At 58.3% G+C, this 25,473-nt stretch carries 22 protein-coding genes; 10 read left to right on the top strand and 12 right to left on the bottom strand.

Annotated elements, in window-relative coordinates; genetic code table 11:
- The first annotated feature begins 10 nt into the window (after positions 1 to 10).
- From dhaL (FP026_RS24725) to dhaL (FP026_RS24715), 3 genes are all read left to right on the top strand, one after another.
- Entirely contained in the window at positions 11 to 652 is a 642-nt protein-coding gene (dhaL, locus tag FP026_RS24725; RefSeq protein WP_149637239.1) for a dihydroxyacetone kinase subunit DhaL, read from the top strand.
- Positions 653 to 784: 132 nt separating this feature from the next.
- Entirely contained in the window at positions 785 to 2,881 is a 2,097-nt protein-coding gene (locus FP026_RS24720; protein ID WP_149637238.1) for a bifunctional sugar-binding transcriptional regulator/dihydroxyacetone kinase subunit DhaK, read from the top strand.
- A gap of 55 nt (positions 2,882 to 2,936) precedes the next feature.
- Complete coding sequence (gene dhaL, locus FP026_RS24715) at positions 2,937 to 3,593, top strand: dihydroxyacetone kinase subunit DhaL (RefSeq protein WP_149637237.1); 657 nt, start codon at positions 2,937 to 2,939, stop codon at positions 3,591 to 3,593.
- Positions 3,594 to 3,861: 268 nt separating this feature from the next.
- Here dhaL (FP026_RS24715) and FP026_RS24710 read toward each other — a convergent pair whose 3' ends face one another.
- The 12 genes from FP026_RS24710 to tssH form a co-directional block, all read right to left on the bottom strand.
- Complete coding sequence (locus tag FP026_RS24710; RefSeq protein ID WP_149637236.1) at positions 3,862 to 4,884, bottom strand: type VI immunity family protein; 1,023 nt, start codon at positions 4,882 to 4,884, stop codon at positions 3,862 to 3,864.
- Positions 4,885 to 4,921: 37 nt separating this feature from the next.
- Positions 4,922 to 5,908, bottom strand: a complete 987-nt coding sequence (locus tag FP026_RS24705) for a DUF4150 domain-containing protein (RefSeq protein ID WP_149637235.1) — start codon at positions 5,906 to 5,908, stop codon at positions 4,922 to 4,924.
- Between the two features lie 1,057 nt (positions 5,909 to 6,965).
- Positions 6,966 to 7,916 (bottom strand): DUF2169 family type VI secretion system accessory protein, encoded by a 951-nt coding sequence (locus FP026_RS24700; RefSeq protein ID WP_188112675.1) that lies wholly within the window; start codon positions 7,914 to 7,916, stop codon positions 6,966 to 6,968.
- Positions 7,917 to 7,991: 75 nt separating this feature from the next.
- Complete coding sequence (locus FP026_RS24695) at positions 7,992 to 8,243, bottom strand: hypothetical protein (protein WP_149637233.1); 252 nt, start codon at positions 8,241 to 8,243, stop codon at positions 7,992 to 7,994.
- Between the two features lie 500 nt (positions 8,244 to 8,743).
- Positions 8,744 to 9,211 (bottom strand): hypothetical protein, encoded by a 468-nt coding sequence (locus tag FP026_RS24690; protein WP_149637232.1) that lies wholly within the window; start codon positions 9,209 to 9,211, stop codon positions 8,744 to 8,746.
- A 4-nt stretch (positions 9,212 to 9,215) separates the two neighbouring features.
- Positions 9,216 to 9,608: a hypothetical protein gene (locus FP026_RS24685; RefSeq protein ID WP_149637231.1), complete on the bottom strand. Its 393-nt coding sequence runs from the start codon at positions 9,606 to 9,608 to the stop codon at positions 9,216 to 9,218.
- Between the two features lie 3 nt (positions 9,609 to 9,611).
- A complete protein-coding gene (locus FP026_RS24680) occupies positions 9,612 to 10,901 on the bottom strand; it encodes a DNA/RNA non-specific endonuclease (protein ID WP_149637230.1) in 1,290 nt (429 codons plus the stop codon).
- Position 10,902: 1 nt separating this feature from the next.
- A complete protein-coding gene (locus FP026_RS24675) occupies positions 10,903 to 11,292 on the bottom strand; it encodes a hypothetical protein (protein ID WP_149637229.1) in 390 nt (129 codons plus the stop codon).
- Between the two features lie 7 nt (positions 11,293 to 11,299).
- Positions 11,300 to 13,456, bottom strand: coding sequence for a type VI secretion system tip protein TssI/VgrG (tssI, locus tag FP026_RS24670; RefSeq protein WP_149637228.1), 2,157 nt, complete (start codon positions 13,454 to 13,456; stop codon positions 11,300 to 11,302).
- Between the two features lie 6 nt (positions 13,457 to 13,462).
- Positions 13,463 to 14,011 (bottom strand): hypothetical protein, encoded by a 549-nt coding sequence (locus FP026_RS24665; protein WP_149637227.1) that lies wholly within the window; start codon positions 14,009 to 14,011, stop codon positions 13,463 to 13,465.
- Between the two features lie 116 nt (positions 14,012 to 14,127).
- Entirely contained in the window at positions 14,128 to 14,604 is a 477-nt protein-coding gene (locus FP026_RS24660; RefSeq protein WP_069613675.1) for an Hcp family type VI secretion system effector, read from the bottom strand.
- A 66-nt stretch (positions 14,605 to 14,670) separates the two neighbouring features.
- Complete coding sequence (tssH, locus tag FP026_RS24655; RefSeq protein ID WP_149637226.1) at positions 14,671 to 17,427, bottom strand: type VI secretion system ATPase TssH; 2,757 nt, start codon at positions 17,425 to 17,427, stop codon at positions 14,671 to 14,673.
- Positions 17,428 to 17,713: 286 nt separating this feature from the next.
- On the opposite strand from tssH, the gene tssA reads away from it, so the two are divergent.
- The 7 genes from tssA to tssF all read left to right on the top strand — a co-directional run bounded on the left by tssA (position 17,714) and on the right by tssF (position 25,460).
- Positions 17,714 to 18,703, top strand: coding sequence for a type VI secretion system protein TssA (tssA, locus tag FP026_RS24650; RefSeq protein WP_246665436.1), 990 nt, complete (start codon positions 17,714 to 17,716; stop codon positions 18,701 to 18,703).
- Positions 18,704 to 18,809: 106 nt separating this feature from the next.
- Positions 18,810 to 19,322: a type VI secretion system contractile sheath small subunit gene (gene tssB / locus FP026_RS24645; RefSeq protein WP_149637224.1), complete on the top strand. Its 513-nt coding sequence runs from the start codon at positions 18,810 to 18,812 to the stop codon at positions 19,320 to 19,322.
- Positions 19,323 to 19,433: 111 nt separating this feature from the next.
- Complete coding sequence (gene tssC, locus FP026_RS24640) at positions 19,434 to 20,912, top strand: type VI secretion system contractile sheath large subunit (RefSeq protein ID WP_149637223.1); 1,479 nt, start codon at positions 19,434 to 19,436, stop codon at positions 20,910 to 20,912.
- 47 nt (positions 20,913 to 20,959) lie between these two features.
- A complete protein-coding gene (gene tssC, locus FP026_RS24635) occupies positions 20,960 to 22,363 on the top strand; it encodes a type VI secretion system contractile sheath large subunit (RefSeq protein WP_246665430.1) in 1,404 nt (467 codons plus the stop codon).
- Positions 22,360 to 23,184, top strand: a complete 825-nt coding sequence (locus FP026_RS24630; protein WP_149637222.1) for a type VI secretion system accessory protein TagJ — start codon at positions 22,360 to 22,362, stop codon at positions 23,182 to 23,184. Before tssC (FP026_RS24635) ends, FP026_RS24630 begins: the two co-directional genes overlap by 4 nt.
- Positions 23,177 to 23,686 carry a type VI secretion system baseplate subunit TssE gene (gene tssE / locus FP026_RS24625; protein WP_149637264.1) on the top strand — a complete coding sequence of 170 codons (510 nt, stop codon included), beginning with the start codon at positions 23,177 to 23,179 and terminating at the stop codon, positions 23,684 to 23,686. Before FP026_RS24630 ends, tssE begins: the two co-directional genes overlap by 8 nt.
- Positions 23,679 to 25,460, top strand: coding sequence for a type VI secretion system baseplate subunit TssF (gene tssF, locus FP026_RS24620; RefSeq protein WP_149637221.1), 1,782 nt, complete (start codon positions 23,679 to 23,681; stop codon positions 25,458 to 25,460). The genes tssE and tssF overlap by 8 nt, the downstream gene beginning before the upstream one ends.
- The last annotated feature ends 13 nt before the right edge of the window (positions 25,461 to 25,473 follow it).

The raw sequence follows: 25,473 nt of genomic DNA, 5'->3' as shown, positions 1-25,473 counted from the left end.
GGATGCACGCATGCAGACATTCAATAACGCAACATCCGGTGACGTCGTATTGGCGATGGCCGATCGTATCGTCGAAAACCGCGCCTATCTCAGCGAGATCGACGGCAAGATCGGCGACGGCGATCACGGCGTCAACATGGCCAAGGGCTTCGGCATGGCAGCGGAGCGCCTGAAGGGCAAGAACCAGTCGCTGTCGGCCTCGCTTGATACGCTGGGCACCGTGCTGATGACCGAGATCGGCGGCTCCATGGGCCCGCTTTACGGCGTTATGTTCACCGAGATTGCTGAAAAGCTCGAAGGCATCGAGGCGATCGACAGCGCCGCCTATAGCAGGGCGCTGCATGCGGGGCTCGAAGGCATCCAGTCGATCGGTTCCGCCAAGGTCGGCGACAAGACGCTGCTCGATACGCTGGTTCCGGCAATCGAGGCGTTCGATGCAGCGAATGCCGCCGGCAAGTCCTTTGCGGAAGCGCTTGATGCATTGGTTGCCGCCGCTGACGCGGGTCGTGACTCCACGCTCAATCTCGTTGCCAAGATCGGCCGCGCCAGCCGGTTGGGCGAGCGTTCGCTCGGCGTGCTGGATGCTGGCGCGACATCCTGCGCGATCATCCTGAAGGAGCTTTCCCTCGGCGCTCGCGCACGGCTGCAATAAGCCGGCTCTCCCGAGGCCGCGCGATCCCGTGCTCCACCACGGGGTCGCGCGCCGTCCCTCGTCCGAAGAAGCATTTGCAAACATGCGCCATTGCTTCCATGTTCGGGCAGGAAAAGGGAATTGTGAATCGTCATGACAGGCAAGGCATCTTCGATCGGCAAGAATAGTGCAAGCAAGGCGGGTGCGCCGGACGCAACCGACAGCATGCCGCTGCGCTATGGCGACGATCCCTATGTCTGGGCCTGCTGGCTCTATTATGAAGATGGCAAGACCCAGGGCGATATCGCCGAGATCATGGGCATTTCGCGAGCAACCGTGAACAGCTATCTGGCCGATGCGCGTAGCCGCGGCATCGTTAATATCTCGATCGAGCCATCGCGGTTGAGCTCGCTCTCCATCGCACAGGAACTCAAGCGCCATTTCGGCCTCCACGACTGTCTTGTCGTGCCGAGCGACGACGGCTCGCGGCCGCTGATCGATCGCCTCGGTACGGCCGGCGCGCAGGCGATCTCTCGGCTCCTAAAATCCGGCGACACGCTTGCCGTCGCCTGGGGACGAACCGTTCTTGCCGTTGCCCAGCAGGCCAATGTGCCCAACCTGCAGGATGTCACCATCGTCCAGGCAACCGGCGGCACGCGGGCACGCTTCGCCTATACGCCGGAACTCTGCGCCGCGGCCTTCGCGAACGCGACGGACGGCAAGCTGATCAACATCACGGCGCCTGCCATTGTCTCGACCCCGGAAGTTCGGGACATCCTGCTGCGCGAGCCACTGGTCGAGGACCAGTTTGCCACACTCGCCAAAGCCAACAAGGCCATCTTTGGCGTCGCATCATTACGCCCGAACTCGACGATCCACAGCAGCGGCTTCTTTGAATCCGTCTCGCTGCAGGATTATCTAGCCAAAAATGCCGTCGGCGTTCTTGCCGGCCGCTTCATCGATGCAAGGGGACAGCCGGTCGCCGGGCCTCTCGACGATCGCACGATCGGCATATCCCTCGACATGCTGAAATCCGTCGGCCTGCGGATCGCCGTTGCCGGCGGTTTCGACAAGGTGCCGGCGATCCTCGCCGCCTTGCGCGGCGGTTATATCAACGTGCTGATTACCGATGCGGCCACGGGTCGCGGCATTCTCAATGCGGACGGTGTCACCGAATTCGATCAGAAATCCCAGCAGCGCCCGAGGACCGACAACAGCGTCACTCTGCCCAGCAGCTATCGAACGCATATCAAGAAATTCCTCAACAATCCCGACGACGTCGTTGACGAGATGCTCGAGGGTATCGTCAAGGCGCATGCCTCGCATATCGCGCCGATCAAGGGATCGAACCGGGCGTTGGTGGCGCGCAATGGTCCTAGAGCCGGCAAGGTCGGTCTGGTGATCGGCGGCGGCACAGGCCACGAGCCCTGCTTCCTCGGCTATGTCGGCAAGGGTCTTGCCGATGCCGTCGCCGTTGGCAACATCTTTTCCTCGCCGCCGCCGACGCCGATCCTCGAATGCGCCAAGGCGTCCTCAGGCGGTGAAGGCGTGCTCTTCGTCTATGGCAATTATGCCGGCGACGTCATGAACTTCGAAATGGCCGCGGAACTGGCGCAGGAACAGCAGATCGACGTCCGCACAGTCCTGACGACCGACGATATCTCCTCCTCGCCGATCGAGGATCGGGAGGGACGGCGCGGTGTTGCCGGCAACTTCTTCATCTTCAAGATCGCGGGTGCGGCCTGCGACAAGGGCCTCTCGCTCGATGCCTGCGAGGCAGTGACGCGCAAGGCGAATGACCGCACTTTCACCATGGGGGTTGCGCTGGAGCCTTGCTCGCTGCCGCAGACGCGGCGTCACAATTTCGAGATCGGACCCGACGATATCGAATTCGGCATGGGCATTCACGGCGAACGCGGTGTCACCCGCGAAAAGATGATGAGCGCCGACGAGATCACCGACCGGGTGATGGACCGGATCTTCTCCGAAATGAAGCCGGCGGCGGGCGATCGGGTCGCTGTCCTGATCAACTCCTTCGGCGCGACGCCATTGATGGAGCTTTACATCCTGTTCCGGCGCGTCGAGCAGAGGCTGAGCGCCAAGGACATCAAAATCGAGGCGAATTGGGTGGGGCGTTATTGCACGTCGCTCGACATGGTCGGCGCCTCCATATCCATCCTGCACCTCGATCAGGAACTGACTGACATGCTGCACCATCCATGCGACACCTTCGCTTTGAAGGTCGGATGAACCGATAAGAATGCGCCCGGCGACAAGAGAAATGGCCGGGACCGGGAGGAAGACGATGTCTGAAAAAGCCGCGCGATGCCTGGGCAGTATGTTTCAGCGCATATCGATCGCGATCAATGCCGAAAAAGACCGGCTTTCCGAACTGGACGGGGCGATCGGCGATGCCGATCATGGCATCACCATGGCCCTAGGCTTCATGGCGGTGAATGCAGAACTCGCAAAGCTCGATCTTGCGCAGGCATTACCCTCGGAAATATTCTCCGTCGCTGCCTCTGCCTTCCTCGACGCCGTCGGCGCCTCGACTGGCCCGCTCTATGCCACAGCCCTCCGCCGGGCCTCGCAGGCACTGAAGACGGATGAATCCCTCTCGCCTGCCTGCCAGGCCATGATCGTCGACGAAATGCGGGCCGGCATCCAGCAGCGCGGCAAGGGCCAGCGCGGCGACAAGACCATGCTCGACGCCTGGATCCCCGCGGCAGAGGCCGCCATGGCCGCGAAGTCGCATTCGCGCGATGTTGCCGCCATGTGGAACGCTATCGTTGAAGCCGCCGAAGCCGGGGCAGGATCGACAAGCTCCATGGTGGCCGCCCGCGGCCGCGCCGCGCGACTGGGAGAGCGGTCTCTGGGGCATGTCGATCCCGGTGCGGCGTCGGCGGTGATCATCCTACGGGCGATGCGGGATACGTTTGTGGGGGGTAAGGCGGGTGGTTGAGGCTCGATCGAAACGCCTGACCTATTTTATTGCAAAAATCTACTTGTATTCCAGCATGATGCCAGCCATTCGCTCACGTATTTCGATGCTAGTGGCATTCTGCAAAGCGAAATCGATATAGTGACCAAAGCCCAGCATGGATACGCGTGTTCGGATACATCCCCTCTTGCGTCAAGAAAACTCCAGCCACTGTATCGATATGACATCACCTTAACACCGCCGTTGAATGGGCGCTTGGCTGCTCCAGGCGCTTACACCAAACGCAGCATCAATCGAAGCGTCGCAGCCATGCTAGAGTTTCGTCCCGATCGTCCAAAGGTGGTGGCAAGCTTTCGAAGATTCCACGCCGGCCGAAATCCTCGAAACGGAGTGGTTTCAAAACATTTGCTACCTTGTGATACGCGTCCAATACCTCTCCGCGGTTGACATCGCCGATCCTTGGTTCCTGACCGGCTTGGATAATGATGCCACCATCATAAGAATGAATGGAGCATTCCGGCTCTACCGAAGCACGGATTTTATCAAGGCCACCAACCAGCCGAATGCGCTCGTCGTCGATCAGTGTCAGCCAGTTGATCGATCGTATCACCGGTGTTGCCGCTGCCTCGCTCCTGACACGCCACAAACTCAGATCCGGATAGTCAAAGCCGATAAAACGCTTCAGAAATGGAAAGGCGAGATCAATGAACGGGCCACGACCGCCCCCCTCTTCCATAACGAGGCCTAGACCAAAAGTGCCGTGGATCGGCCGACCTATGGCTGCCCAGCGGGCCAAAACGATCAGCAATTGCGTATAATCTCCCTGCGGCCAGTCAGCCGGGAAATAGGCCTCAAGCCGACCGAGCGCATTGTCCTTGTTTGCCAAACGCTTTTCGGCGATCGCGGGTCGCGCCACAACGCCGATGTGATATGGCGTTGGCTCATCCCTGTCGACAGCGCCCGAAAAACCGTAGAGTTCTGCGTCGAAGCCTTCCACTTTTTCCTCGGGCGGGATGCTGCGCATGCGGCCCGTAAAATAGCCGATATAATCGAAATTTTTCGTGGGTTTTAAGCGGTTGCCATCATAGGGCATGTAGTGAGTGATCTTGTCCGAAAAGATCTTTCCATAATCCTCCACCAACCGGATCAGACGAATGCGAACTTCATCATCGTAAGCGTGGCTGAAGTATAATTTGAGCACAAACCCGAATTGCAGCGCCGGATTGCCGCGTTTATCGGCAATCGTAAGCTTGGCCAAATCCGATATGGTCCTAAACTCCGACAGGATTTTATTGTAATCGATTTCTGTCACTTTATATTCCACCTGCGAGTAAGGTTTTCATCAAGCTTCACAACGCGAGCGCAGCAAGCGACGCTCCGCCCGTTTCCGGAGCAAGCAAAATGGCGCCTACGGCCACAGCACCCGCGCCAAGCGGAACGAGCCAGCCTGCATTGCGACTGAACCAGCTCCCGTTACTCGATGGCTCGGTCTCCCGCTCCGTCTGCGGCGCTGGCTGGGTAACAGGGGCCTTATTGCCATCATCATCGTCGCATTTGCAGTCTTTTTTGAAGTTGATGTCGTTGCGATCCTGATCCGTATCCTGTCCAATTTCGTCGTATGTTTCATTTTGATTGCCGCGATACCGATCCTTTGGCAATTTGTTTTCGCCAAAGCTATTGTTATCGTGATCGGTGTAATCCGGCATCTTTGTGCCTTTGGGCCCACCCCTCAACTGGTTACCGCCGTCATCCAGACGATATGTCCACTTCCCATCCTCGCCAATTTCATAGGCACCTCCAGGTGTCACATTGCGTCCCGCCTGGCTGGCCCAATCTAATATCTTGCCATCGATGCAACGCTGACTGAACGTTCCGGCCGCCTTACAGGCGCACGCAAACTCACAGATCTTCTCCAATATCTCGCGCTGCGGGCCTTTTACTGGCCCCGTATAATATCCCCCCGCCGATATGGTATTGCCCTTATTCAGCAGCATGCGATCCGTCAGACGCGTAACATTGCGGCCTTCCATGAACACATTCGGCGACCAGGACAGGAACGTTGCGCGATCCTTGTTCACGCCTGAAACGATGCCACCGCCGACGCCTGGCTCATCGCCAAAGGAGCGATAGAATTCGGAGCCCTTGACCCCATTCATAGCTCCACCATGCGAGAATACTGTCGTCGTGCCTTTGGCAAGATCTCGCGCGTAAGCCGTGTTGGTATAGGGGATCGGCTTGTCAGGGCTCTTGCACACATCGGGCATGGTTGAACGAACCCAGCCATCGGAATGTTTGTGACAGAGCGTCAATCCATTGATAGCGATAGTCTCCTGCATCGGCTTCAATCCTTCTTCCGATAGCTTTCGATCACCGCGACACAACGCGGACCGTCGGGATGAGATGTCGAGACGATCGACCTCATGGGCGCACTCTTATCTGAGGGAAGACCATCCTGCTCGCCGGCGTCACTTGCCAGGCGAGTATTGGACGCAAGCGCAAAGCTCGCCATCACCATGCCGTTCGCCGCCCCGCAATCTCCCGTGTTTCCGAGTGGCGCTTCGAAATCCTGGACGAGAGGTTCCGGTATGAGGGCACCAGACAAGGCGAAGCCCAGATCCTCCGAGCGCCATCGTTCTCCATTCAGATCGGCAAGAAACCGATCCGGAACGAAGGTCTCGAAGGCTTGTCGCAGGGGCTTGGCGAGCCCCCTGCCGACAACGCCTTTGGGAGACGAAGGCTTTTCGGTCTCGAACCCGGTAAATACGGACTTTAAAACACCGACTGGTCGATGGTTACCGCCGTCATCGGTGTTCCCGATCAAAAGCAATACCGCCGCCTCACCGGGGATAAGCCCGTGGGGCGTCTGCCGCGAGTAAAGGCAATTGTTCATGGCGAGAATATCCAGAAGTTCTGCATCCATGAAACTGTCAATGGCGCCGACGACTAGGGCGGGAAACTGGCCCGTCGATATCTCGTTCGCGCCACGGACAATTTCGTAGAGAGCGAGGGTCTCTCCGTCGATCAATATCTCGACGTCCGAGAACAGATGCGGATAGGTATCACCGATCCACAGGGATAGCCGCTTACCGATCTGGTGACCGACGAGCCAACGTGGCGCGACAATCCGTAATGGAACAGGCCCAAATGCCTCCGCGGCCATAAGATCATCCGTCGCGCCGGCGAACAGTTTTTGCAGTCTCAGTTCGAAGTCGCGCATATCTTCAAACGGAATGGCGCAGGATAACGTCATTGGCATTCCGTCGACGCCAATGGGTCCCTTATGCGACTTCGTGAAATTCCTTCCATTGGCGAAATACGCATCGCAGGCATTCGCAAATCCCTTGCCCAAGGGGCAATGCAAGCCGACTCCGAGAATTTCGACCGCGGCGCCGCTCAACGTTCCACTCCCGCCATTTGCCGCACATGCAAACTGCAGCCGGAAACTGACATGTCTCCGGATGGACAAGGAATCGCCATGTTCCAAACCATCTCCAGCGTCTTTTCCGTTCCATTCAGCAAGACGGAGACCAGTCTCGGTCGGCTCTGCATCTTTTCGCGCCCCATCCAGGTGGCGCATTCCATGATGATCTGCGGCAGACGAAACGCATAATCACCGCCAGCGTGGAGACCGATCACCCGGCCTGTCTCGCCACCTTTCAAATCGAATATCTGGTCTTCCGGAGCAGCCTGGAAAAAGCGATCGGAAAAATCTTGCGGAGGTAAAGGCGCTTCATATTTCCGCCAGTTCTCGTCATAGGTACCTGCGTGCGTCGAACGGGCCTCCCAGGACGGCTGAATGGCTCCGAAACCGTGCGGATCCGGCAGAACGTCATCGTCGATCAAGGCCGCCGGACTTTCGATGAAGGGGAGGGAAATTTCCGTTCCCTCCGGTATTTCCTGCCATGCTGACGTCCAGCCCATGCCGATGGGGTTGGCACCATTCGCCGGTCCGTCTGCGTTGATGAAATCGGCTCCCCCCAGACTGTTGCGCCAGCTAAGCCGGCACTCGCGGTAGGGCTCGTATCCCTCGAGCTGCAGCCTGCCGGATTTTTTCCGCAGCCGGCGTGCGCCAAAAACCAATGCGCGCTTCGAATGTGTCCCAAGATCGAAACCGGCTTCCATTTTATTGACAGCGCGGCCTGCGGGCGCAGTGATACTTCCGGCGAGCAGGAAATCGACTTTAGGCCGAAACGGTGAAATATCGGCCTCCGCTTTCAATTCCAAGCTTTCGTCATCCTTGTATTCGGGCGCAATGCGGATCGCGCCTTGATCTTCCGCAACGGCGTTGAGACCATTTTCCCGGATATCGAAGCGCGCGCGAACCGCAACGACCCAATTTTCCATTCCCGCGCGGTCGCGAACAAAGTAACCCAATGCGGCGAACGGAGTCCGGTTCTCAACCTGCCACATGGCGGAGCCTCAATTCAGGTCAATCGTCGCGGCATCAAGCGATATGTGCCGTTCCGCGGACTGAGCAATCGACACGCCTTGTACGGTGATGCGGCCATCCCTACGAAGCGTGAGCGATGATTTTCCATTGCGGATTGTCATGGCGCCCGAGGCCGGATCGATTTCCAGCATCTCGGCGAGTTTGTGCAATTTCGACCATGCGCTGTCCTCATCAAAAGGAACAGCTTCGACAAAAAGGGCTCTCTTGGGGATATCGTTCATGATTTTGGACCCTGATAACTTTTTGTGGACATCAATTTACGCCGTTGATTGCTCTGCTCGCAGATTTGGCATGTCTGCAACACAGGGCGTATCGGGATAAAGTCGCCGAAATCTCGTTTCTGCTCCGTCGAGTATCTCATCTTTCGGCCAAACTGGAGGAGGATAAAGAGAATAAGCGCTCTTTTCGAAAGAGCCATTCAGGCAACTCTTTGGCTAGAAACTTTCGTTTTTGCGAAGCGTCAGTCATATTCAGATCCTGCCGAGAGATATGGGAGTATCCATTACTCTCCCATTGCGATCGAGATTCATGCATCGAGATACTCCCAAAACGGCACGTTAACTTCCGGAGTTTCACCGGCATCATTCGTGGCCAGCATGCATATGGGATCCGCAATTACGAACAGTCGATGTGACGATCGGATTTCCGACGATAAGAAGGCTGATTTTTGCAACCCTCAAACCCATATTTGGGTGACGCATAGTGCATGCGCACCTCCCCTTCAGGCGGAAGTGCTCCCAGCGAAATTATCGAAGTTAGGTCGAAGTTCCCTTATCATCGTTCGTGCCGTGCCTGCCGTGATGGACCAGCGTTCCGGAGTATCGATTTCCGACACAAGGCGCGCGCGCTGGCTCCCTCGATCATACTGAAGAAGTACCCGACATAAGGCCTGTGGAACTCCTTGATTGGAATCGCCGAGAAACGCAATTACGGCCGGCTTCACGTCCTCCACAGAGCAACTAAAAGCCCACCATTGCCCATCCGCACCATAGGCATAGCCGCCGTTGCCGAAATTCCGCCCACCATCAGAAATCGAAAATACGACGGCCAGAGTCTTCCAACGCTCATCGGACAGTGCATCGGCAACAAGGACCGAGCGCACTACCGCTGTTAGATGCTCACGTCGTCGCTGCCGCTCATCAGCAAGCGAAACAATCGTTCCACCATTTCTGTAGGAGCTGACTGGCAATGCTCTATTCTCCGAGGTTAGGGCGAAGCTGCTCGATGATGTCATCGACATTCTTCGGTGTAACCTGCCACCGCCCGAGGTTTTCATACTCGAAGTCCGCGTTAACCTTGCGGCTTACACGATTGAATTGGAATAGAATCTTTCGAAAGCCTTTGTCCCCGTCTTGACGAAGCCATTCCCGGTAGGCGGCTACTGGCTGCTCAATCTCGCGCAATTTTGGCGCAACAGCAGTATAATTTCCCTTCTCATCGTAAGCGTAGCCGAATATCTCGCTTGCTTCGCCGCTCTCATCAACGGTAACCACGATCGAGATTTCAACCCACTCGACGCCCTGCATTTTGCCTGAATTCACGATTGCTCGCGCAATATTGCCCATGAGTTCAAGGTTTTCCGACATTTATTACTCCATGTCCCGAAATCGAATTCTGTTGAAGCTTTCACCGGCCTGGTTTCTGAAGCGCTTCTCATTACTATATTTAATGATTCCCGTTTTGGGATCGCGAATGGTGTACTCAACATCAAAGCTGCTCGGGCGCACCGAGCCAGGCGGATTGACGTCAATGTTATAATTGACTTCGTAGCCCTTGTTTACCCAGTCGGCCCATTCGTTCTCCATTGTCTTCCATGCGCCGGTGTTAAGATTGCCAGCTTGCGGAGCGATACCATAATCTGGCGTATCGCCCATAAATCTGTGCGCAACCAGATGGCCGCCCTGATCACCCGGATCGCCTAGCTTACCAATAGCCGTGGCATTGTCACCTCTGGTCGTGCCCCCAAAGTCCTCGCGCAGGGTGCCTTTCGCATTGATTGGCCTGCCGGTTGCCGGATCGTAAGTGATTTCATTTTCATTTCTGCCATGGGTAAGCTTACTTGACTTTGGCTTGCCAGCCGCGTCACCATTCTTCGGCTCATTTTCAGGGGACGGATTATGATTTGGGTCCTCTGTCTTTACCCCTGGATGATTATGTTCAGGCTTTCCAAACTCGCGCTCAAGTTGATCTACTGCAAATTCACGCTCTACTTTGCCACCGGACGTATGCGTAAATTCGACAACGACCTTCGAGGCTTTTCCGGCCTCTTCTCCAGCCTTCACCACGCGGACGAAAACCTTGAGCGATTTCAACATTGCCTTGGCGGCAGCGCTTATTCCCTCGCCCAACGCAAGATCGCCAACCAGAAAGACCCCGTCTACCGTCAGCGTGGCAATACCATAGAGCCAGCCGCATTGCGTAAACCGCTTTTTAATGGCATTCCATGTTTCACTGAAATAGCCCGCTATGGCGTCGGCGGCCTTGCTATATTCGGATTGACTTAAAAGCTGCATATTCATGCCATCCTTGGCATATTTTTCAGCTTTGTCTTTGTCGCCCAACCCAAACCAGCTGAGAATCTGCTCCGTTGCGGACAACTGGAAACTGCTCTGGGCCATCTCGGAATAGCCGTAGCCTGACATGAGATGGCCAAAACCACTTTCAGAAATGCCGGCCATCAATTGCTTGCGCGCTTCCGCGTCGGTCGCAAGCACATAAACCATCTTGGCTATTGCGACATATTCATAGAATTTTTCGCCAGTGTAGGCGACAATGGAGCACGCATTGTCAGCATGCGTCCCCTTTGTAATATCCGCGCCGGCGCCTGGGTTGTTTCCCGCATTCGCTAAATTATTTGCAGCGCCGCTACCGGGACCCATCTCATGCACCGTCTATTTTGGATGCTTCAAAAGCGGTGACATGCCATTGTTGAAAGAATTTCTTCATTTCAATCGGCAGCAGCTCATTCCACGAAAAAGCCATGCTCGGCACACTTGTCTCCAGCGAGCCAAGCGTCATGCCGCCGATAGCTTGCGCAGCGGCAAGCGTGATAGCCTTCATCTGCGGGTTTGCCTCTGGACCAGATATTGTTTTCTGAACCAGCGATTGGAAAAGATCCATCCGTTGCGAGACAGGAATATCAATTTCGGCCGTATCTCGCGCAGGAGTAATACCAAGCTCTTCCCAAAAGGCTTTTCGGCGATCATCTCGTTTTTGCTGGTTGTCCGTTTCGTCGCCTTCCCAGCCACCGGTGAGGAATTTTGTTGCCATTACATCCTCAGTTCATGTCAATTTTTCCAGCAGTCACAGTCATAGATGTATCCTGCTTGATGTTAAGCTTGACACCTTCGATAGTAATCGTCCCATCGCGTTCCATAACCAATCGGGACTTGCCGCAAATAATCTCGTATTTGTAGCCGATCATCGATACTTTGGTCTGTCCTACTTCCTCCCAGGATCCCATCGCGACGCTCTCATTCTTCACGCCGCCAACTGTTAGCTGATATCCGCCTCCGACTGTAGTTGCCTTTGCCGCACCGACAATCTCAGTCGACGATACCATGACCGTCTCTGCCTTGTTCTTGCCGACACCGACGATCATGTTGCCCTCGCCCATGGTAGATTGCGAAAGAAATCCGAGTATATCGGTGAATTTACCGAGCTTATCCGTCAGCACGTTCCCAACGCTATCGCGCAATATTCCCATCGCGGCCGTAACACCCTTCTGCAGGATGTTCGGGCCGACCATCAGTGTCATATTGCCGCCGATGACTTCGTGGTGATTATTGCCGACTTCGATGGACTTGTTATGGCCTATCGACTCCGCCTGGTTGTTATCGACGCGCTTTGAATGGGAGTTTTCGACATGCACGCGGTGATCGCGTTGGGCATGCATATAGATTTCTTCACGCCCATTATCGTCTTCGAATGATAGCTCGTTAAAACCATTGCCCTTGTAGGTCTGCGTTCTGAAGATGGACTTGGTCTTGTTGGCGGGAAGTGTATAGGGCACGCTGTTGGCGGGATTCGGCACCACGCCGGTTACCAGCGGGCGGTCCGGGTCGCCGTCGATGAAGGCGACCATGACTTCCATGCCGATGCGCGGGATGATCTGGCCGCCCCATGTGCCGCCGGCCCAGTTCTGGGCGACGCGCACCCAGCAAGTGTCCGAACCATCCTTCTTGGCGCGGCGGTCCCAGGGATACCAGAGCTTGATGCGGCCATATTGATCCGGATGGATCTCCTCACCTGAAGGGCCGGCGACGATCGCGACCTGTGTGCCGCGGATGCGCGGCCGTTCCGTCTTGCGATGGGGCGTCATCGAGACGCGCGACGGCACCGCTTCGAAATCATTGGTATATTCCGGCTGGTCCATATTGGTTTCATAGGAAGGATCGAGCGCGACATGGGTTGCGCGCACGATTACATGCTCCTCGTAAACATGCTCCGGATGGGCCACTTCATAGGGCGTGAAGCGGCGGCCTGCCTCCAATATGCGTGAGGTCGAACGCCCGACGACGCGATTGTGGTCGGCCTCGCTTGCCTGCATGCGCAGCTTCTGCGCCCTTTCAGCTTCCGCGACGGATGAGATGCGAGCCGGATATTCATAGAGCTCCCGCTTCATCGCATCCGGCATCTGCACCAGCGAGGGCGTGCTCGTTCCCGGTACCATCTGCGGCGTCTCGAAATTCCAGTCGGCGCCGGCCCGTTGGCCGGGGATATAAGCGTAATGCCTCATCCATTCATTGATATGGTTGCGGTCCGTCGAGCCCTGGGCAAGGCGGACCATGCCCTCGCCCTGTGCGGACGGCGATGGCCCCGCCCATGAATTCGCGCCGTCAGCGACATGCAGCCGGTGGCTGCCGTTTTCATGGGAAAACCAGTAAAACAGGCCGTCTTCTTCGAAACGGCGGGTCAAATAATCCAGATCCGTTTCGTTCCATTGCACCGAATAGTGCTGTGGCGGCGGCGGCGTTATCACGCCGGAGACGTCGGGGGCCGGAATTCCATGTTCGGAAAACAACATCTCGACGATATCGATGCTGGTCTTGTCCATCCAGATGCGGCAGTCCGAGCGCTGCGATAGCAGCCACATCTGCGGCTTCAAGACCATCGAATAGGAGCGCAGACCGCGCGTGACCGGCGGCCCCTCCTGCAGGCTCGTCACGAGACCGTTGAAGGGACGGCGAACGCCGTCACCGCCATCTTCGGCCTGTCGAACTTCGATGGAAACATCCACGAGACGGCCGATCAGTTGCTGTGGCTGGATGATTTCGCGCTTGGCGCGCACCGAGAGCTGGATATCGAAAAGCGTGGACACGCCTTCCGTTATCGCGACCCGCTCCGGCAAGAGCTGGTCCGTACCAAGCGGTGAGACGACCCGGAGATTTCGGGTCGCCTGGATGAAATCATTGGCCGAAGGCTGATCGTTCATCTGCATTTATCCTACCAGTGAACTTGCCGAGCCCGTCTTGCCGGCGCTGCCGACCACCTGCTTGCGGCCGCCGACCAGATAGGCGATCTGGTACAAGGTGCCATTCGGCACGGTTTCGCGCATGCTGGGACCATAAAGCGCTTCCGGCGTCAGGATCTTGCCGATATCGGCGCGCGAAGTGACCGTACCGAGCAGATAGGCACCACGAACCATGTAGGTCCGCACCTCGCCATCCGTCACCGTATAGTTGAACTGAGCGACAAAGACCGAATGATGGTTGATATCCATCTCCCGGATGATGTGAGGCTCGTTGTTTCGCAGCCACACCTGCAGCCAGTGCGTCAAAGACATCTCGTTGGCCTTTTCGGCAAGCGATCGGATGCCAGATGCGAAAGCACCCGCTGCCTGGTTCCGGGCGGCATATTCGCGCGGACCTTGGGGCCAAGAGAAATAATCGTAGGAAGGACCGCGGCCCGCTCGCTTGATCGGCGGAAGGTCGGTCTGCTTCACCGGCTCCATTTGCAGCGCTGGCGATGAAACGGAAAAATCTACCATGGCGACCTCGATGAAAAAGGTTGTCGAGAATGTTCAAATCCCAGCCGCCGCAGCGATCTGGCATCAGGCACAGTTCCGGCGCGTTGATCGCAACGCGCCGGAAGGCGGTGCTGGTATTAGGCAGCCTTGGTCGTTGCCAGATCGTAGGACGCGATCATCGGCGACTGCGGTGTCTGCGAGTCGTCGTAAGGCGTGTACTTCACTTCCATCTTGGTGAAGTTCAGCTTGATCGTCTCGACCGGGCGATCGCCGTTGGAATCGACCGAGTAGCTGGCGATCAGCGTGTTTGTCAGCGTGTATTCGATGTAGGTGTCGCCCGGATTGCCTGTCGTCACGAGATGGATGACAGCCTGCTTGCCGGTGCGGCCCGAGCATGCTTCCTGGAACAGCTTGGTCGACGAGGAATCACTGACCTTGGTCAGGATGACTTCCGAAACGGTGGGTTCAGAAGCTTCGCGGTTCGCTGCCGAACCGGCCGAGGTCTTCATGTTGCGCGAGACGTTCCAGTGGATGACTTCGATGTCCATCCACTTCTTGTGCTGTTCGTGGGTGGCATCGCCTTGAATTCCGTCGATCTGCAGATAAATCGGCATGCTCTCAACTCTCCTGTTGGAATTTGAATTTCGCCTTGTCGCTGCAAGGCGGGTTTACCTTTCCGTCTAATGCCGCATCCGGACGTTGTGCTCGTCCGGGGCTGCTTCATTCGCCGTGCCGCCTTGTTCGGGGTCAGCGAATTCATGGTCGTTCACCGGCTTCTCCTCGATGAGGAAGCGGTGATCGTGAAAATTGATGGTGATGCCGGCAATCTTGCGCCCCTCGGCAACGGCATCGAGGAAGAAGGTCGACAATTCTGGCAATAAATCACGCCCGATCATGGTCTCGATGGCGCGCGCGCCCATCTCGCTCGCCTTCGCGCGACTGACAAGCGCGTCGCGGGCGGGCTGTGACAGAGAGACCGTCGTTCCATAGGAAGCTGAGACACGGTCGCGGATACGGCCGATCTGAATATCGACGATGCCGCTCAGCGTCTCGCCGTTCAGCGGCATGAAGGGTAGGACCGTCGTTCTGCCGACGAAGGCCGGCTTGAAGTGTTTCTGCAATTCGGGAAGCAGCAGTGCCTCAAGCGCCTCGCCCTCGGGCATGGTCTCCGGATCGGCGGCAAGCGCTGTCAGCAGCTCCGAGCCAGTATTGGCGGTCATGATGATCGTGGTATTCTTGAAATCGATGTCGCGGCCTTCGCCGTCGCGCAGCGTTCCCTTGTCGAAGACCTGGTAGAATACTTCCTGGACGCCGGGATGCGCCTTGTCGATTTCGTCCAGCAGCAGGACACCGTAGGGGCGCCGGCGGACCGCTTCAGTCAGCACGCCGCCCTCGCCGTAACCAACATAGCCGGGCGGCGATCCGAGCAGCAGCGAAACCTTATGCTCCTCCTTGAACTCGGACATGTTGATGGTCGTCAGATACTGGCTGCCGCCATACAGAAGATCGGCGAGCGAAAGTGCCGTTTCGGTCTTGCCGGTTCCCGACATGCCGACGAGTAGGAAGACGGCAGGCGGGCGCCGCGGATCGGAAAGGCCGGCGCGCGCCGAACGCATGGCGGCTGAGATTCGCGCGATCGCGGCATCCTGGCCAAGCACGCGCTCCTTGAGCTTCGCATCGAGGGTCTTGACGGTCTCGACCTGATCCGACAGCAGCTTGCCCACGGGAATACCGGTCCAGCGCGCAACGATACCGGCGATCACCTCCTTGTCGACGACGCGAGGGACCAATGGCGTCTCGCCGGCAACATCGGCAAGATTGCGCTCGGCTTGCGCCAATGCCGCGCGGGCGGCTTCCGAGGAGGCACTCTGAGGGAAACGCGCGACATTGCCAGCGCGTGTATGGTCATCGCTTGTGTGCGCCGCTTCTTCGGCCTGCTGCATGCCCGCATCGCCAAACGACGCTTCTATTCGGTCCGCTTCCTTCGACAGGCGAACTTCCTCATCGAATTTGGTCTGCAAGCGCTCAATCTCGAGCAGAACCTCGCGCTTCTCATTCTCGATGATCGCGAGCCGTGCGATGAGCTCAGGCGTGACAGGTTCAGCGGAAAGCGCTGAGGCTTCGACCTCCAGCATCTCCTGCTCGTTACGCAGGCCTTTGAGCGCTTCGGGAACAGTCTGTCTGGAAAGGGACACGGCGGCAGCGGCGGTATCGATGAGGCTGATCGCCTTGTCGGGCAACTGCCGCGCCGGGATGTAGCGGGCGGAAAGACGCACGGCGGCAGCCAGCGCCTCGTCGCGGATGCGCACCTTGTGATGAGCCTTGAAGCTACCGACAATGCCGCGCAGCATGCGGATGGCGGTTTCCTCATCAGGCTCCAGCACCTGAACGACCTGGAAACGCCGGGTCAGTGCCGCGTCCTTCTCGATGTGGCGCTTGTATTCGCTCCACGTGGTCGCCGCAATCGTTCGGAGTTCGCCGCGCGCCAGTGCCGGCTTTAGAATGTTGGCGGCATCGCCCTGACCGGCCTGCCCGCCAGCGCCGATCAGCCCATGCGCCTCGTCGATAAAGAGAATGATCGGCTCCGCCGAGGCGCGCACGGCGGCAACCACGCCATGCAGGCGCCGCTCGAACTCGCCTTTCACGCCCGCTCCGGCCTGCAGCAGGCTGAGATCGAGGAGGAGAATGCGGACAGGTTTCAGCATGTCGGGCACGCTTCCGGCAGCAATCTCGAGAGCCAGCGCTTCGGCGACCGCCGTTTTGCCGACCCCCGCCTCGCCGACCAGGATGGGATTGTTCTGCCGGCGCCGCATCAGAATATCGATAACCTGACGCAGCTCACGGTCCCGTCCGATAACCGGATCTATGCGGCCGAGCTTCGCATCGGCTGTCATGTCTCTCGTATAGAGACGGAGAAATTCGTTTTCGCCGGCCGCGGGAACGGCTTCGGAATTCAGTGATGGCGAAGCGGCATCCTGAGACGGAGCCGCGTTCAAGCGCCTTTCGAGAGCATTGCGATTGAGGTTTCGCAGCGAGGGCGCCATGCCGCGCGCCATGATTCGCAGCGATTGGTCATCCGTGAGTGCGGTCAGGAGATCGGCCAAAGTGATGCTGTTCCGGCCGCATTGAAGCGAGGCTACAAGCCAGGCTTCCCGCATCAGCGCCAGTAGGTTTTGGGAGAGCACGAGTGCGGCCCCGTCCCCTCTCGGCAATTCGGCAATGGCGCTATCAAGCTCCGTGCGCAGCGTCGCAGATGATACGCTAAGCTCTTCAAAAAAAGAGCAAACTTCCGATGAGTCTAACAATGAGACTATCCAATGTGCGACATCGACATTCGCGTGCCGATCACGTGCTGCATGCGACGCGGCAGCCTCGAGGGCGACGCGCAATGCGGGCTCGAGCGTTCTGATCAGACGGTTGAGATCGATATTCGACACCTAGAAGTTTCCTCCCTCTGGTTTCATTTCAACCAAACTTTCATGCCGCGGCAACAACTAGGGCGGTTATTCGCGGGCGTCTAGATCAACAACAAAAAATTTTTCATGCGGTCAAAAACTGGAATTGTCATAAATCCATTACAGAATAGACATGGTTGACAAAGAATCTTATCGACATAAGTATCACGCTCTTAAACGATGTAGTTCGCAATATGGAGCTAATAACCTGCTGAGCGTTCGCGACCTAGAGAATTCGTTTGACGAAAATGCGCCATGCGGAGAAAATGTGCGCAATAATACTTCTATGCGCGAAATATACTACAGAATAAAAGACGCCAGAAACCAGGCTCGTGCTGCGGAACGAGGTATATCACCGGGTGAAAATATTAGCCTTTCGCCTCTTTGGACAGACGTTAGCAATCTTGGATTGCAGATTATTTCTTCCAAAAGCAAGGATCTCGAAGTATTAGCATGGCTGGCCGAGGCGGAATTACGTCTACGCGGATTCGAAGGCCTGAGGGATGTCTACCTGGCGATTGCGTCGCTATTAGACAAGCATTGGGAGAAATTTCATTCCGTTGGAACAGACGATATCGAAGAGCGGCTTGCCCCGCTTTCGGGTCTTAACGGCGTCGGCGGCGAAGGGACGATCATTCAGGCGATCAGGCTCTCGCCGCTCGTTCCGGGAATGAAATTCGGCCAATTTTCCCTTTGGGATTTTCAGCTGTCGCAACGTCCCAACGAGGTGAAGCGGCGCGATGAACTGAATCAGTCTGTCCTTGAAGCCGGTACGGCGGCGATGAGCTCGCATCTCGAAATGGTGAATGGCTGTGTGGCAGCTTTTGATAGGCTGGTAGCCATTCTCAACGAGCGCTGCGGACAGATGGCGCCACCGAGCTCCAATACGCACAATGTCCTTAACGAGGCTGCCGCGGCACTTCGCACTCTTGCCGGCATCGAAACCCCGGCAGCCGAAGCCGACGCGGACCCGCAACAGCAGGAAGATTCGAGCGGGCAGACGCCAAGTCGCCCGCGCCCCTTGAACGGCGAACAGATCGGGTCGCGCGAAGAGGCCTTCGAGCTGTTGCTGGCCGTTGCCCGCTACTTTCGCCGCACGGAACCGCATTCGCCGATCTCCATGTCGATCGAGACGATGGTCAGGCGCGGACGCATGGATTTTTCAGAATTATTGGCCGAACTGCTGCCGGAGCAGCAGGTTCGCAACGCCGTTTTGACGGCGGCGGGCATTCAGCCAAAGTCGAACAAGACGGCATGACAAATACAACTGGTATCCTGAACTTTTTGCAACCCGCTCTTTCCAAAGTCGAGTTGTGCCACATCTGAAGAGCGAATTTGCCGCTGGGATTTGAAGGAGAAGCTTTATGGCGAGTGTTCACGAAAAACTGGAACGAGTGCGCAAGCCCAGGGTCCACATCAAATACGAAGTGGAGACCGAAGGCGCTATGGTCGTCAAGGAATTGCCCTTCGTCGTCGGCGTGCTCGGCGATTTCTCGGGTAATCCGACCCAACCGCTGAAACCGTTCGGCGAACGCAAGTTCGTGCAGATCGATCGCGACAATTTCGACGATGTCATGCGCCGCATGACCCCCGGCCTGAACATCGCGGTCGAAAACACGCTGGCGGGCGACGGTTCCCAGCTCCCCGTGTCGCTGAAATTCGAAAGCATGCAGGATTTCGAGCCCGGCTCGGTCGTCAATCAAGTGCCTGCGCTGAAGGCCCTTCTCGATGCCCGCAACCAGCTTCGCGACCTCATGAGCAAGGCGGACCGATCGGAAGAGCTGGAACGGCTGCTCGAGGATGTCCTGCAGAACAAGGCGGATCTCTCGAAGCTGATGTCCGAACTCGGTCTGGCCGAGAAGCCTGCCGCAAGCTGATCGTCATCGATTGCCGGCAGGCGCCGGTCGTCCAATCCCGTTTCAAGCAGCCGATAACGGCGGGCCTCGACCTTCACCGATATCGCCTGAACTTTCCGCAAGGATCGAAAAATGAGCGCTGAAAGCCAACTGAAGACCAAAGAGGCCGAGTTTGCGCCCGATGAAAATCTGCTCTCGCAGATCGTGGCCGCGACCCGGCAAACCGAACCAGACCGTGCCCAGGATCTCTTGAGGACGCTGACCGACCAGGCTCTCAAGGGTACCGTCACCTATGATCGCAATCTGACGATCACGCTGAACAAGGCGATCGCCGAACTCGACAGCAAGATTTCGCGTCAGCTCGCCGCCATCATGCAGTCGCCGGAATTCGCCAAGCTGGAAGGCAGCTGGCGCGGCCTCCACTATCTGGTCAAGAATAGCGAGACCAGCGTCAACCTGAAGATCCGTGTGCTGAACGCATCGAAGCGCGACGTCTCCAAGGATCTGGCAAAGGCGGTGGAATTCGACCAGTCGCGCCTCTTCAAGTCGATCTATGAGGACGAATTCGGCACACCGGGCGGCGAGCCCATGGGCGCCATCATCGGTGACTACGAATTCGACAATTCGTTCGACGACGTGCAGACGCTGCAGGCGATTTCGTCGATTGCCGCTGCTGCCTTTGCCCCGTTTATTTCGGCCGCCAGCCCGCGAATGTTCGGCTTCGACGATTATCGCGAGCTTGCCCGGCCGCGCGATCTGGAGAAGATTTTCGAAACGGTCGAATATGCGAAATGGCGCAGCCTGCGCGACAGCGAGGATTCGCGTTTCGTCACGCTCGCCCTTCCCCGCGTGCTTGCTCGTATGCCCTATGGCCCGAAAACCAACCCGATCGACGATTTCGCCTTCGACGAGACCGAACATTCGAAGACCGGCGAGCTCGATCACAATTCTTATTGCTGGATGAATGCATCCTATGTGATGGGAACGCGGCTGACGGACGCTTTTGCCCAGAGCGGCTGGTGCACGGCGATCCGTGGCGCGGAAAACGGCGGCAGGGTCGAAAACCTGCCGATGCACATCTTCTCGAGCGACGATGGTGACCTCGACCTCAAATGCCCGACCGAAGTCGGCATTACCGACCGCCGCGACGCCGAGCTCGGCAAGCTCGGCTTCCTGCCGCTCTGCCACTACAAGAATACCGATTATGCCGTGTTCTTTGGCGCCCAGACGACGCACAAGCCGAAGCTCTACGACAAGCCAGAGGCAACCGCCAACGCGGCCGTCTCAGCCCGCCTGCCCTATATGATGGCGACGTCGCGCTTTGCGCATTACTTGAAGGTGATGGGCCGCGACAAGATCGGCTCCTTCATGGAAGCGCAGGATTGCGAGAACTGGCTGAACCGCTGGATCGCCAACTATGTCAACGCCAATGACGATGCCGGCGAGGAATCTCGCGCCAAATACCCGCTGCGCGATGCCAAGGTGACGGTCCAGGAAGTTCCGGGCAAGCCGGGCTCCTATAACGCCGTCGCCTGGATGCGGCCCTGGCTTCAGATGGAAGAGCTGACCACTTCGCTCAGAATGGTCGCCCGCATCCCGAGCAAGAACTAGGAGAGGTGGCGCGGCGGCCGTCTCGCCGCGCACCTTCAGCCAGCACCATGACCGCAACGACGATGGAACCGAGAGTTGCCTGGCCCCGTCAGGTGCATCGCGTGATCGCCATGATCGACGATGTACTTAACCGGCAGCTCAACGCCATTCTGCACCACCGCGAATTCCAGGCGATGGAAGCGCGGTGGCGTGGGCTTGCCATGCTCACGCGCCATGCAGGGCAGTCGGACGAGGTGAAGGTCAAGATCCTTAGCGTCAGTTGGTCCCAGCTGACGCGCCATCTCGAGCGCACGACGGAGTTCGACCAAAGCCATCTTTTCGAGCTGATCTACAGCCGCGAATTCGGCATGCCCGGCGGCGAGCCATTCGGACTGCTGATTGGCGATTACGAGCTGTCTCCGCAGGACCCGGCCGGCGGCGATACCGTGGGGGCATTGACCCAGATCGGCATGGCCGCGGCCGCCGCGTTCTGCCCCTTCGTGGCGGCAGCAGCGCCACAGGCGATCGGCTTGCAGGACTTCAATGAACTCAATCGCGTGCAAGACTTTTCCTGGCTTGCCTATGATCCCACCCGCATCCGCTGGAACGGGCTTCGTGCCCGCGAGGATTCCCGCTTCCTGGGGCTCGTTGCTCCACGGATCCTGATGCGGCCACCCTACGAGGCCTATTCTCGGGAACGCGACGATCAATTTCCGTTTCGCGAAAGCATAGCAGGCGACGGCAGCAGCCTGCTTTGGGGCAATGGCGCCTTCGCCTTTGCAATGATCGTCATCCGCAATTTCGTCGAATCCGGCTGGTTTGCCGACATTCGCGGTGTGACACAGGATGCAATCGACGGCGGCATTTTGAGCCAGGAGGAACTGGCTCCCTACGATCTCGGCATCGAAAGTAATGGTCTTTCGCAGCAGGCTCCCGTCGAAATCCGCCTGACCAATGCGCAGGAGCAGCAATTGTGCGAGCTCGGCATCGTGCCTGTGGCGACCACCTATCTTTCCGCTTCGGCAATCTTCAATTCAAACCAGTCGCTGCATGCGCCGCCGCATTATTCGAGCGAGCATGCCCGGCAGAACGCGCGCATTGCGGCGATGCTGCAATATGTGCTCTGCGCCTCGCGCTTCTCGCACTACCTGAAGGTCATCATGCGCGACGAGATCGGCCGGCTTGCCGATAGGATCTCGATCGAACGCAAGCTGAATGACTGGCTGTCGCGCTATACGCTCGGCAACGACGATGCGGATCTGTCGCTGCGCACGCGCTTCCCGCTACGCTCGGCTGGTATCAGCGTTGACGAGGTTCCGGGCAAGCCGGGAGTGTTCGCCTGCACCGTGCGGCTACAGCCGCACTTTCAGCTCGACGACGTGTCGACAAGTTTTCATCTCATCTCGGAGACGGCAAATGCGACGCATGCGTTCTCCCGTTCCGCAAACATGCCGCAAAGGATATCCGCATGACGCTCGCCGCCAAGATCGCCGAAGCCCTCAGCGAAAACGCGCTCGACGATGCGATCGAGCAGGCGAAAGCGCATGTGAAGGCGGCACCGACCGACAAGGACGGAAGACATCTCCTCATCGATCTCCTGATCCTTGCCGGCGACTACGAACGAGCCGACGCGCAGTGCAACCTTGCAACAACATTTGCGCCGGAGGATATGATGGGCTTCGCCATGCTGCGCAATCAGCTGCGGGCAATGGCGGCGCGTTCGGCCTGGTTTGATAGCGCCGCCGCGCCGGATTTTCCGAACGGCCCGACCGCTCTCGACCAGGCGGCCATGAAGGTTGCGATTGCGCATCGCGATCGCTCTCCGGATACGTCCACGGCGCTACAATCCCTGGAGGAGATTCGCGGCGAACGACCGATGCATTGGAATGACAGGCTCGTTTCGGACTTCCGTGATCTCGACGACCGTATCCCGCATGCCCTTGAGGTCATCATGACGGGCGGGGCCTATCTGTGGATCGACTTTTCCAGGGTTGCGGCCCTTCGCGTCGAACCGATTGCACGTCCGCGCGATCTCGCCTTCCGCCGGGCTGAGCTGGAATTGGTGGACGGGGCAAGCGCGCCCGTGCTCCTCCCCGCGATCTATCACGGTACGGCAGGGGCGAAGCTGCTGCTTGGCCGCGAGACCGAATGGGTCGACGAACCGACGGGCATCACCACCGGCCGCGGCCAGAAATGCCTCCTAGCAGGCGACGATCTCGTTTCCTTTCACGATCTGACGTCGCTTGGAGCGATCTCTGGCTCCGACGAGACGAGGCATGCCGCCCATGGTTGATCCGCTGGAACGCTACAGGCCTCGGGAAAGGGTTGTCGCCAGATCGATCATCGATCGGCTGATCGACGAAAATCCCGATCGCCTGCAGGATCCGCCGCTGACGTCAGCCGAGCAACTGCGTGAACTGCGCGAATGCATCCGCCGCGATCTCGAAGCCCTGCTCAACACCCGCCGTCGGCCGACTGCGCCGCCCTCGATCTATGATGAGCTCGGCGACGCGCTGGTGTCCTTCGGTGTCGACGGCATGGTATCGGCAAATCTTGTGACCGATGAAGCCAAGAACCGCCTTGCCCGCCTGATCGAGCGGCGGATCGCGCTGTTCGAAACGCGGCTTTCCGACGTGCGGGTGAACATCCTGAAGAGCCGGGGCAATGGCGAGCGCGCCCTGCGCATGCGCATTCAGGCAACCTTCCGCGTGCATGAGGGCATGCCGCCCATCAGCTTTGAATCGACGATAGACCCATCGACCCAGCGCTTCCTGGTGGAGGCCAACAATGGCTGACGGCTTTCTGCAACGCTACAACGACGAGCTTGCCGCCATCCGCAGGCGGGCAGCACGGTTTGCCGACGCTTTTCCGAAGATTGCCGGCCGCCTGCGTGTGACAGGCGAAGTCGCTGACGATCCGCATGTCGAGCGGCTGATCCAGAGCTTCGCCTATTCGGCGGCCCGCGTGCGCCAGAAGCTCGACGACGAGTTTCCCGAACTGACGGATGGCCTGCTGGAAACGCTCTATCCGCACTATCTGGCACCGTTGCCCTCGATGAGCATCGTGCGCTTTGCCCCCAGCACCACGCTGGCCTCCGTGCAGACCGTGCCGCGCCACACGGAAATCTTCGCGGAGCCGATCGGCGGCGAGAGCTGCCGCTTCCGCACCACGCAGGACACCCAGATCGCGCCGATAGAGATCGTTTCGGCTTCCCTGGCCGGTCATCCGATCAGCGCGCCACCGTCACCTCACGCCGGGGCTGCCGGCTGCCTGCGCCTGTCGATCCGGGCACGTGACAGCAACAAGCCACTCGGCGAGATCGGCCTCGACCGGCTTCGGCTTCACATCGGCTCCTCCTGGCAGCAAGCTATCGCCATTCACGAGCTTCTCGTCAATCATACGCTCGGCATCGCTCTAGCCCATCATGCTGATGATCGCGCTCCTGTCATGCTGCCGGCCAAAGCGCTCCGCCCGGTCGGGTTCGAGCCAGACGACGCCATATTGCCCTACCCCGCATCGAGCTTCACCGGCTATCGACTGCTGACGGAATTCTTCGCCTTGCCACAGAAATTCCTCTTCGTCGATATCGTCGGACTGAAGGCGTGGCGTGGCGAGACGCTGGAAATCTTCATCTATCTCGACGAAACCAGTGCCAAGTTGGAGCGAGCCATTTCGGCGCGCGATTTCGTCTTGAATGCCACCCCGATCGTCAATCTGTTCCGTCAGACCTGCGAGCCGATTGCGCTCGACGGGACACGTACGGAATATCGTGTGCTGCCGGATGCCAGGCGGCAGAAGACGCGCGAGATCTACGCGATCGAGAAAGTGCTCATATCGGGCCGCACCGGTGAAGAGGAACAGTGCCAGCCGTTTTTCGGCCGCAGCTTGAAAGGCGGAGCCTCGTCGCTCTTCTGGCAGTGCGCTCGCCGTTTCGATGCCGATGACCACACGTCGGACATGGAAATCACCTTCGTCGATCGGGCGCGCCGTGCAAGCGGTCCCGTCGATAGGATCGCCAGCATCGACGCTCTTTGCCTTAATCGCGAATTGCCCGAGCAATTGCCCTTCGGCGGCGGCCATCCCTATCTGCAGCTTGCCTCCGGCAGCGAGGCAGTGGGGGCCGTCGAAGCCTTGATGGCGCCGACGCCGTCCGTGCGAATGAACGAACAGCAGGGGCGCAACTGGCGGCTCATGTCGCATCTCCAGCTCAACCATCTGTCCATTTTCGACAATGATGGCGCCGCGCTCAAGGACATTCTGGCGCTCTACGCATTCAGGGACAGCCGCGAGACCCGCCAGCTCGCCGATGCCTTGGTGCGGGTCGACGCCAAGAGTTCGATGACCCGGCTTGGCAGCGGCGGGATGGTGACGGGCACGGATATCCGGCTGGAGTTCGATCCGGCTGCCATCGACAGACCTTCGGCCTATCTTTTCGGCAGCGTTCTCGACCGGTTTTTCGGCCTTTACACCTCGATCAACAGTTTCACCCGCCTCTCCATCTCGATGAAGGGGCAATCGAAGCCAATTGCCGTCTGGCCGGCCCGCGCCGCCGAACGGCCGCTGCTTTGACGAAAGGATGATT

It is taken from the genome of Martinezella tropici (assembly GCF_008370325.1).
Taxonomy (GTDB): Bacteria; Pseudomonadota; Alphaproteobacteria; order Rhizobiales; family Rhizobiaceae; genus Rhizobium; species Rhizobium tropici_B.
This window is presented reverse-complemented; position numbering and strand designations above follow the sequence as displayed.

What these genes read in the sequence shown, in the direction of transcription:
- dhaL (WP_149637239.1), top strand. Translation starts at nt 11, where the DNA reads ATGCAGACATTCAATAACGCAACATCCGGTGACGTCGTATTGGCGATG.
- FP026_RS24720 (WP_149637238.1), top strand. Translation starts at nt 785, where the DNA reads ATGACAGGCAAGGCATCTTCGATCGGCAAGAATAGTGCAAGCAAGGCG.
- dhaL (WP_149637237.1), top strand. Translation starts at nt 2,937, where the DNA reads ATGTCTGAAAAAGCCGCGCGATGCCTGGGCAGTATGTTTCAGCGCATA.
- FP026_RS24705 (WP_149637235.1), bottom strand. Translation starts at nt 5,908, where the DNA reads ATGCAGGAGACTATCGCTATCAATGGATTGACGCTCTGTCACAAACAT.
- FP026_RS24700 (WP_188112675.1), bottom strand. Translation starts at nt 7,916, where the DNA reads ATGGAAAATTGGGTCGTTGCGGTTCGCGCGCGCTTCGATATCCGGGAA.
- FP026_RS24695 (WP_149637233.1), bottom strand. Translation starts at nt 8,243, where the DNA reads ATGAACGATATCCCCAAGAGAGCCCTTTTTGTCGAAGCTGTTCCTTTT.
- FP026_RS24685 (WP_149637231.1), bottom strand. Translation starts at nt 9,608, where the DNA reads ATGTCGGAAAACCTTGAACTCATGGGCAATATTGCGCGAGCAATCGTG.
- FP026_RS24680 (WP_149637230.1), bottom strand. Translation starts at nt 10,901, where the DNA reads ATGGGTCCCGGTAGCGGCGCTGCAAATAATTTAGCGAATGCGGGAAAC.
- FP026_RS24675 (WP_149637229.1), bottom strand. Translation starts at nt 11,292, where the DNA reads ATGGCAACAAAATTCCTCACCGGTGGCTGGGAAGGCGACGAAACGGAC.
- tssI (WP_149637228.1), bottom strand. Translation starts at nt 13,456, where the DNA reads ATGAACGATCAGCCTTCGGCCAATGATTTCATCCAGGCGACCCGAAAT.
- FP026_RS24665 (WP_149637227.1), bottom strand. Translation starts at nt 14,011, where the DNA reads ATGGTAGATTTTTCCGTTTCATCGCCAGCGCTGCAAATGGAGCCGGTG.
- FP026_RS24660 (WP_069613675.1), bottom strand. Translation starts at nt 14,604, where the DNA reads ATGCCGATTTATCTGCAGATCGACGGAATTCAAGGCGATGCCACCCAC.
- tssB (WP_149637224.1), top strand. Translation starts at nt 18,810, where the DNA reads ATGGCGAGTGTTCACGAAAAACTGGAACGAGTGCGCAAGCCCAGGGTC.
- tssC (WP_149637223.1), top strand. Translation starts at nt 19,434, where the DNA reads ATGAGCGCTGAAAGCCAACTGAAGACCAAAGAGGCCGAGTTTGCGCCC.
- tssC (WP_246665430.1), top strand. Translation starts at nt 20,960, where the DNA reads ATGACCGCAACGACGATGGAACCGAGAGTTGCCTGGCCCCGTCAGGTG.
- FP026_RS24630 (WP_149637222.1), top strand. Translation starts at nt 22,360, where the DNA reads ATGACGCTCGCCGCCAAGATCGCCGAAGCCCTCAGCGAAAACGCGCTC.
- tssE (WP_149637264.1), top strand. Translation starts at nt 23,177, where the DNA reads ATGGTTGATCCGCTGGAACGCTACAGGCCTCGGGAAAGGGTTGTCGCC.
- tssF (WP_149637221.1), top strand. Translation starts at nt 23,679, where the DNA reads ATGGCTGACGGCTTTCTGCAACGCTACAACGACGAGCTTGCCGCCATC.